Below are 851 nucleotides of genomic sequence, written 5' to 3' on the forward strand. Positions count from 1 at the left end.
ACCAGTACGAGATAGCATGGAACCTTGATGGCGGGGACAAGACCAAGGCTGTCATCGTGGTGCCTGAAGGGGAACTCCCTGAGGACAAGACCGTATTAAGGAACCTGCAGTCAACAGCAAGGTATGAGGAGATACTCCCTGGAATGGACCTTGAGTATGCTGTAATGGCTGAAGAGGTCAAGGAGAACATAGTAGTCAAGTCCAGGATGGAGGTTCCTGAGCTTTCCTTCAGCCTGTACCTGAAGAACATGGTACCTGTCCTGGATGAGAGCGGAAGCATAATGCTGAGGGACATGGCAACAGGTGAGAAAGTCATGGAGATGCCTGCTCCCTTCATGGTTGACGCCCTTGGTGAGGCAAGCTACGGCGTGGAAGTTGGCCTGACAGAGGTCAAGGCAGGAAGCGAGTACAGGCTTACCCTTAAGGTTGACAACGCTTGGCTTGCCGACGAATCAAGGCAGTATCCTGTGGTGATAGACCCTGTGGTCTCAACCACTGTGGAAAGGACAAAGATATTCGACGCACCAGTGTCATCAGCGTACCCAAACACAAACTATGTCAACATGGGGCTCCTGAAGGCAGGCTACGGTGCCAGCTCATATGTCAACAGGAGCTATCTCCAGTTCACGCTGCCTGCACTTACTGCAGCAGACCTAATAGTTGACGCATCCCTTAACCTGGCGACATATACCAGCGTTGTGACACCGAGACAGATAGAGGTATACAAGGTGAACTCCGCCTGGAGCTCATCCACCATAACTTGGAACAACAAGCCGTCCTACAACTCAGTGAAGGCCGAGGAATACCAGATGGTCTCAGGTTCGTCAGGATCAAGGTTCGACTGGGACATA

The 851-nt window shown here is 51.8% G+C and carries 1 protein-coding gene; it reads left to right on the forward strand.

The window, feature by feature from the left end; all coding sequences use genetic code 11:
* Window positions 1–851 (forward strand): DNRLRE domain-containing protein (locus T472_RS05730; protein ID WP_040906827.1); only part of this gene is annotated, 851 nt, incomplete at both ends.

It is taken from the genome of Youngiibacter fragilis 232.1, from assembly GCF_000495435.3.
GTDB lineage: Bacteria > Bacillota > Clostridia > Clostridiales > Clostridiaceae > Youngiibacter > Youngiibacter fragilis.